General features: G+C 41.3%; 4 protein-coding genes and 1 pseudogene. 4 read left to right on the forward strand and 1 reads right to left on the reverse strand.

Annotation, left to right across the window (positions count from 1 at the left end; translation table 11 throughout):
- Positions 1-225: 225 nt before the first annotated feature.
- The 4 genes and pseudogenes from Q0Y52_RS18565 (at position 226) to Q0Y52_RS18585 (ending at position 6,686) form a co-directional block, all read left to right on the forward strand.
- Positions 226-3,915, forward strand: coding sequence for an ATP-binding protein (locus tag Q0Y52_RS18565; protein WP_297824018.1), 3,690 nt, complete (start codon positions 226-228; stop codon positions 3,913-3,915).
- Positions 3,912-4,536, forward strand: a pseudogene (locus Q0Y52_RS18575) (hypothetical protein). The gene Q0Y52_RS18565 and the pseudogene Q0Y52_RS18575 overlap by 4 nt, the downstream one beginning before the upstream one ends.
- Positions 4,533-5,783 (forward strand): hypothetical protein, encoded by a 1,251-nt coding sequence (locus Q0Y52_RS18580; protein WP_297824022.1) that lies wholly within the window; start codon positions 4,533-4,535, stop codon positions 5,781-5,783. The pseudogene Q0Y52_RS18575 and the gene Q0Y52_RS18580 overlap by 4 nt, the downstream one beginning before the upstream one ends.
- 30 nt (positions 5,784-5,813) lie before the next feature.
- Complete coding sequence (locus Q0Y52_RS18585; RefSeq protein WP_297824023.1) at positions 5,814-6,686, forward strand: hypothetical protein; 873 nt, start codon at positions 5,814-5,816, stop codon at positions 6,684-6,686.
- A 113-nt stretch (positions 6,687-6,799) separates the two neighbouring features.
- Here the strand turns inward: Q0Y52_RS18585 and Q0Y52_RS18590 are convergent, their stop codons facing one another.
- Positions 6,800-7,357 carry an NAD/FAD-utilizing enzyme gene (locus Q0Y52_RS18590; protein ID WP_297824024.1) on the reverse strand — a complete coding sequence of 186 codons (558 nt, stop codon included), beginning with the start codon at positions 7,355-7,357 and terminating at the stop codon, positions 6,800-6,802.
- Positions 7,358-7,648 lie beyond the last annotated feature (291 nt).

Genomic DNA, 7,648 nt, shown 5'->3' on the forward strand with positions numbered 1-7,648 from the left:
TTTTTTGTCAGTTGAATATTGGATATCACTGAGGGCTCCACCAATATTTCACCTAGCTGAAAAATAAGATTGGATCTCTTGGTATGTTTGGTAGTGAGTTTTTGTATTTCAAACGTTCCTATCAGAGCTTCGTAAAAAGCCGCTAATACTTTCGTTTCTAGTGTTAAATATGGTCACTATTTGGTAAAGTTTATAGGTTATTAATCCCTTGATTGAAGGATGCCTATGCCCGGGTTACAGCGCATTATTCTTATTAATTGTCATCTACCTGGTTTTGTTGAACTTGATGTATCTGGCCACAGTAATATTTGTGGCACCAATGCCTCGGGTAAAACCACTTTGCAACGTTTGATCCCCGTCTTTTATGGTGAATTGCCAAGTAAAGTTGTGCCTAAAACACGTAAGAAATTCGATGACTTTTATTTGCCTCATGCTAATAGTTATCTCATCTATGAGTATCAAAGGGAAGACGAGCAGAACTGCCAAGTTGTGTTAACTCGTAAAGGGAGTGATGGGGTGCAGTATCGTTTTGTTGAAGCCCCTTATCATCAAGAACAAATTTTGGTGGATGTCGAACAAGGCAATGTACAAGCTATGTTGCCCGAGCAGTGGATTAAACAACTCAGGCAGCTTGCTATTGAATTTTCCCACAAAATACAAGCCACCAGTGAGTACCGCAGTATTATCCAAAACGATGCCAGTGTGGGGCGCACGGCTGGGCGTGAAAGTACTAAACTTAGGCTGTTAGCCAGTCGCTACAGTTTGGTGTCTAGTCAACATCGTATTCGGCATATGGAAAAGCTCGTGAGTGCGGTACATGCCAAAGAAGGCAAAATGGACACGTTGCGTACTATGCTAGCGGCTATCTTTGAAGAAGATGGGTTAGTTCAGCCTACTACCACAGTTAAAAATACTAAAGCCCGTGAGTGGATCACGCAGATGCGTCAGACGATGCGCTTGCAGACGATGCAGAACGAATATCAAAAAATTCAGGCCCAGACAGGAAAACTCAATACGACTGAAAATCAATTGTTGCAGCTTAAGCCGATATTAGAAAAAGACTTACAGTCACTGGCAACACAAAAAGCCGATGCTCAAGAGCAGCGTAATAAAATTAAAACCCAACAAAGCAGTGCCAAACAGTCCTTTGAGCAAGCAGAAGGCTTATTGAATAGCCGTGTCAGTGAAACGACTGAAAACTTGAAAGCTAAGTCGTCACGGTTAGATCATATCCAGCAAAAATATGAGAGTTATCAGGATTCTGATATTGATCAATTACAAAAAAACATGGATGCCTTGCCCCTTAAACGGGAAGAGTACGATCAAAAGTTAGAACAATATAATTTGCTCATAGACCAGCACAAAGATTTGCAGAGTCAGCTTGAACAGCAAAAGCTTAAGTTATCTGAATCTTTAGAGCGCTTGTCACGTAAAAACCAAGCTCAAGTAAAAACGATTAGCCAACAAAAAGAGACTGTGCGTAACACTCATCGCGATAAAGAAGTGGATTTGCGCAGTCAATTTGAACAACGCAAAGAGCACCAAACTAAAGAATTTGATCAGCAATTATTAGACAGTGAGCGCAGCATAGTGCGCGCTGAGCACCAAGCGAAACAAGCTTCGCCCACAGAGCAAGAAATAGAAAACGGAACACTGGCTGACAAACGACTAGAGCTTGCTCAGCAAGCATGGCAGCTCACTTCAGGTGCAAAAAAGCGGGCTGAGCATACCTATCAAGAGCTTAGAAATAAACGTGATGCAGCTGATAAAGTATTATATCAAGCAAGGCAAGCAACCCGACAAGCCAAAGAACGCTTACAACAATTACATAAACAACTTTCTCCTGAGCAAGACAGCCTTAGACAATTCCTCAGAGATAATAAACCTGGCTGGGAACAAAGCATAGGTAAGCTGATAGATGAACCCTTGCTTGAACGCAAAGATTTGTCACCACAACTTACAGCTGACAATAGCGCCGCTGACGATAACTGTTTATTAGGCGTTCAGTTAAATGTGGCTGTCATTGAAGCCCCTGATTATGCCCAAGATGAAACAGCCTTAACCTTGTTATTTGAGCAAACTAAAAAACACTTACTGGCGGCTGAAAAACAACAAAAACAAGCAGAGTCTGAACTAGACGAATGTTATCAAGAAGCTGAGTTACAGCGGGAAACGGTAGCTGAGCAAAATCGAGCGTTTGAACAAGCTCAACAAGAAACAACTTATGCCCAAAGTGCTAAACAACGTTTTGCCGATGAGTTAAAAGCTGCGTTAGAAAAACGTAAGAAACAAGCAAATCAAGCTCTACAACAATACCGTGATCAAAAACAACAAATTGTATCTCAAAAAATAAAGGCTATTAGCCTGTTAAAGTCTGATTTTGAAGAACAGCTCTTAGAGTTTAAGACCGGTTGGCAAGATGAACTGGCCATATTAGATGAAAAGATAGACGAACTTGAACGCCAAATTGAGCATAAACGGCAGCAAAACCGTGAACAGATTAAACAACTAGAAGGTGCCTTTAATCAAGAGTTAGCTAATCAAGACATTGACCCCAATACTTTACGTGAGCTGAAGCAGCAAATTGAGGTGTTAAAAAGTACTATTCAAGCCGTGACAGTCAGGCGTGATGAGCTAAATGAATATAAAACTTTTATGCACACCGATTGGTTAAAACAGCGCCCAGAATTACTGGAACAAGAAGCCGAGTTAAAAGCACTCGCGCAACAACTGGACCAGCAGCAAGCCTCTTTGGGCAGTCAATATCAAGCAAAACGCACTGAATTATCTAAAGTGCTATTGGCCCTGGAAAAAAGTTTGGCTGGATTGATTGCTTTGATCACAGAAATTGAACCTATGGTGAGCCAGCTCAGCCACATTGTCTTTTCTTTTGAGCCGTCAGAAGCGCACAATATTAATCTTGGCGATCAGGCTGAACGCATTAATCGATGCACCGAAGCGCTAGAAAGCCGCAGCCGAGGTGAGAAAAAATTAAAAGAGTCGCTAACAGAATTTGAAGCAACCTTAGGTAAAGATGCTGGCAAAGACTTCCTCGACACTATGCTGCAAGCTTTTGGAAATTTAGATGAAGACGCCAATGTGCGTGAACGCTTGCCTATTTTGCAGCGTTTGCTGAGTATTTTAGAGTCTCGCCAGCGTCAAATTGTGGAGCAAGGGGAAACCATTGGAGGCGACTTAAACAAGTTTTTCACTGTATTTAGTGATATTAACCGTAAAATTGCCCAACAAAGTCAACGCCTAACCGATGAAGTTTCTGATGATTTGAGCTTGGACGGCATCGCCCGTTCTGAGGTGAAAATCATCTCTACTGTGGATGAACTTAATTTTTGGGCTCCATTGAAACGTTTCGCCCAGCAATATAATAAATGGAGCACGTCTGACAATTTTCTGCCAAGTGAAGCGTATTTAGATAATCTGGCAGATGTGGTTGAGGTATTACCCAACGACGCCAATTACAGTATCGAATCGCTGTTACGTTTAGAGTTACATCTAAATGAGGGTGGCTCTGATTTAGTGATTAAAAATGATAGGCAGTTACTTGAGTCGTCAAGTCACGGTATGGCATATTTGATTTTGTGTAAATTTTTATTGGCCTTTACCCGTTTATTGCGTAACCAAGCGAATATCCATATCCATTGGCCTATTGATGAAATTGGTACCTTGGCGTATCACAATGTAGAAAAGTTATTTACAGCCTGTGATGCTAATCACATTCATATTTTGGGGGCTTTCCCCAACCCCGAATCAGATGTGTTGATGTTGTTCAAACACCGGTATTTGATTAATAAACAGAAACAACACTTAGAAAAAATCGAACCAAAACTCAGCCGAATCACTGAACGTTTGCAACAGAAAAAAGTTTCAAATACTGAATCAGCAAAGGTAAACGTATGATAGAACATGGTCCATTATTAGAACGCTTACTGGAAGGTGAGTTTATTTGTGCAGTGACAGATGAACACAGCTTTCATAAATTGCAAATCGAAGCGCTGGTGAATGACTTAAACCATTTTTTAAGGCCGTTAAATAGACGTGTTGCCAAGAACGATGATGGTTCTGTGTTTTTTTCTAGCCTATTGTGACTTAACCCAAGATGCTCGTCAGCATCTTAGCCATCAATTTGCCAGCACCGTGCAATCCTTATTGCCTATGTTGGAATGGATGCAGTTGGTGCAAGAAGCATTGGGACGTGATAGCGCGCTAAACGCAGGTGATACCATTAAGTTGCAGGACTTTGAGTCCAAAGTAGTGGACAACCATTCTCTTATCCATCGTTTAGCTCACCTTGCTCATGACAGAGTGTTTAAGTCCACCAGTGACAAGCCCGATATACAAATTAAACAAGTCTTTAAGCGGATCAAAGAGTTGGGTTATTTGTATCAGCCCCATAAAGACAGACAGTTTTATATTGTCACCGGTAAAGTTGAACAACTTATCGAATTAGTGCGTTTTATCAAAGACGAAGAAAACCTGCCTATCGAGGACGAAACACCAGAGCAAGAGGCTATGTTTTGAGTCAGGCTCCTAAGCAAAAAAGCTCAGCCCAAAGCAATCCGTTATTTGAATTAGGCAAAGACCGATTAGAACTTATTGGCAAACATGCTGATGCCCTAATGCAGGGCTATTTAGAAGGGCATGTAAACGAGTTAGCTTTTTCACAGCAAGCATTGCAAATACTGCTGGATAGCAGAGTATTGTTCTATCCTCAAGAGCAGTCTTTACGGTTACGCCCTATAGTCAACGAGTTGATTGCCAGCTTGACTCAAGATGAGCGAAAGCGGCAAATTAACACCGATGTAGGTGAGCACTTAGATCAAATCGACACGCGGGTGCAGTCATTGCAAGCGGCTAGGCAAAAAGGGGATTATGCTGCCAGTGAACAACATATGCAGCTGCTAACAGAGCGTATCAACGACATGACGGGGCAGTTTGGTGATGCCATTGAAAGTCTCTGGCACAGATTAAATACCGAGTTTGGTTTTGTGAGTAGCTTGGATGATAAAATTTTAGAAATTGAACTTGCCCAGCGACAACTAAGACGAATACTGGATGGCTTTGGCATTATCAATTTTGACGATCTTATCCAACTAGCGGGAAGTGATGGTGCACTGCGTAAGTTATTAGTGAGTCAGTTACAGGCGCGTATTTCAGAACATTCAGGCTCATTGTTAGAAGTACAAAAACGTCTTGTTCTTTTAATGGCGCGTTTCCGCCAGCAACAAGATAGAGCTTTGCTTATCAATCGCATGAGTGCCTTTTTACGCCAGCATCCTAATTTCCAAATCGGTGATTATCCCAATCGAAGCGAAGTCCCAGCGGTGATTAATCAGGCCCACGGTATCAGTCCCCAAGCCTTTATTGCTCTAGACAGGGCACAAGACAGTTATGCTCTAGCAGAGCTTGGCCGCGCGGTGCCCAGAGAGCCACAACAAGCCTCACAGTCAGAGAAACAAACCGAAGGTTTTGTTATGACTGTACAAATTTTAGTGGCCACACAGCAAAAGCAACTGGCAAAAGATGTAGAAGACTTTTTTATTCAGGTAATTGAAAGTCCACAAGCATTAAGTGGTGTCGATTATTTGGCCGAGCAGGCATTACCCTGGGAGCCAGAAATGTGGTTATTCCAAATTGTGGCCGAACATCAAGGTTTACCAGAGCACAATAAACACAGCTTTATACTTGAAAAAGACAGCGCACAGCAAAGTCGTTTTAATCAATTACATATTATTCAAGATGTGAAGGTTGGAATGCGTTTTTTTTGATGATCATCAGGCTGCAGGTTAAGCCACCTTATGGCCGATGATCTCAGTTTAAAGGCAAAACGGTTACTGGCTGCACAACATAGCAAACTTTCACGTGATGATGCGGCAGTGGCAAACGCAAGTCGCATCTTGAATGAGATTTTAAATTGGTGTGATGATTTAGAGTTTCAACCGGGGAAATGGCTTAAGCCTAATAAAATATATCGGTTTGATAGAGAATATATAGCACAAATCAATCAAACATTATTAGATGAAGGTTACGGCAGTATTTTTGATAACTTTAACCAAGATAATCATAGAAGTGCGGCACAAAGAAACCCTAATGAAAAACAGGGAAAACGCAAACCGACTCATCACCTTATTCTTGCTGCGGTCACGGATAGGGTGGCTCTTGGTGCTATTAATCAATATTTTTATCTAAGCCAGCAGACCAATATAGAATTGGATGTTAGCCAGTTGAAATTAGAGACTTTTGAGTGTCTTGTGGTAGTGGAAAATCGTGATAGTTTTAATGACTGGTTTGAATTTAAACATTATGCCAGTTTAGCTAATCCACTGGTTATTTACCGTGGCGACAAACATCACTCCACTGCCTGCAAAACTTTACTACGGCGCTGGTTAAATACCCAAGGTCATAAACCTAGCATCTACTTTGGTGATTATGATTTAGCAGGGTTACGTATTGCGACTAGTGCCGGTTATTCTCATCTGTTGTTACCAGAATATACTTGGTTATCCCAACATATTATTAAGCCTCATTATCCTGATAATCAACACAAGTACCTAGCTAGATTAGAACGAGATTGCCCTACAGGTTGGCAGCTATTACTTAATCTCATGGATGAGAAAAGGGCAGGGTTGAGGCAACAAAAAATGTATCAAACACCTTTAATGCTTTATTGAGCTAAGATGCGAAGTGATACAGTGGAATGGAGAGGAAAGCCGGACGAGTCTTATTTAAAAAGCCAATACTGTAGCATTGGCTTTTTAAGCTGATGTTTGGATACTCACAGAGCTTAAGGTAATACTTTCATAACGCTTTTGAACTTATCTTGCCCTTTTACTACCCAGGATGGTGTCGCATCGCCCGAGCCAGCGTGGGTCAAAGAAGAATGGCGCTCTACCACCTCACATAACAACTCATATTGATCGTCATCTAAATCCACAAAAAATACGTGTTTACCTTGTTTTAATAATTCTTGAAATTGTTTGAATTGGTAATGAGGAATTTGAATGCCTACTAAGCCCCCCTCCCAAGTGCAAAAGCCTAAAACAATCACAGCCAGAAAAACAGAAGGTAGCCATCCTGCATCCGTGGTATGCCATTGCATGGCATACGTAAGACCCAAAACTAGGGCGGCGCCGATAATACCCACAATGGCGCCTAACTGGGTAGAGCGTACAACGTCTTGTTTGAGTACTGCTTCTATGGCATGTAAATGGTGCTTCTCTACTTCGGCATCATCTTCGCTTAATACGTGGATTTGAGGGGTGCTGACTCCTCTGTTTTCCAATTCTTTTTCAATAACCTGCAAATCGTTTAGGTCGTCACTTATATAGTAATGTCTTAACATAATCATTTCCCTCCAAAGGGAATTATGACAGGTTGATGTAAATAAAATGTTAATTTGTTTCAGTGTAGCACTATTAAAAGAATATTGATCATTGGGCTCGTACTGCTTAGGCATAATCCGCACATGACTAACCAAATAGCCTATGGTCAATTAATAGAATGAGTATTCAAGGGGGATATATGTGATATTAGCTCGAAATCTCTTAGGAGCATTTTTGATACGAAATGTTGTATAGAGTTTTATCGATATAAACAACATTCCGTCGCCCAGAATGAGCGCGCCAACAAAGAA

The organism is uncultured Paraglaciecola sp. (assembly GCF_943787955.1).
GTDB lineage: Bacteria > Pseudomonadota > Gammaproteobacteria > Enterobacterales > Alteromonadaceae > Paraglaciecola.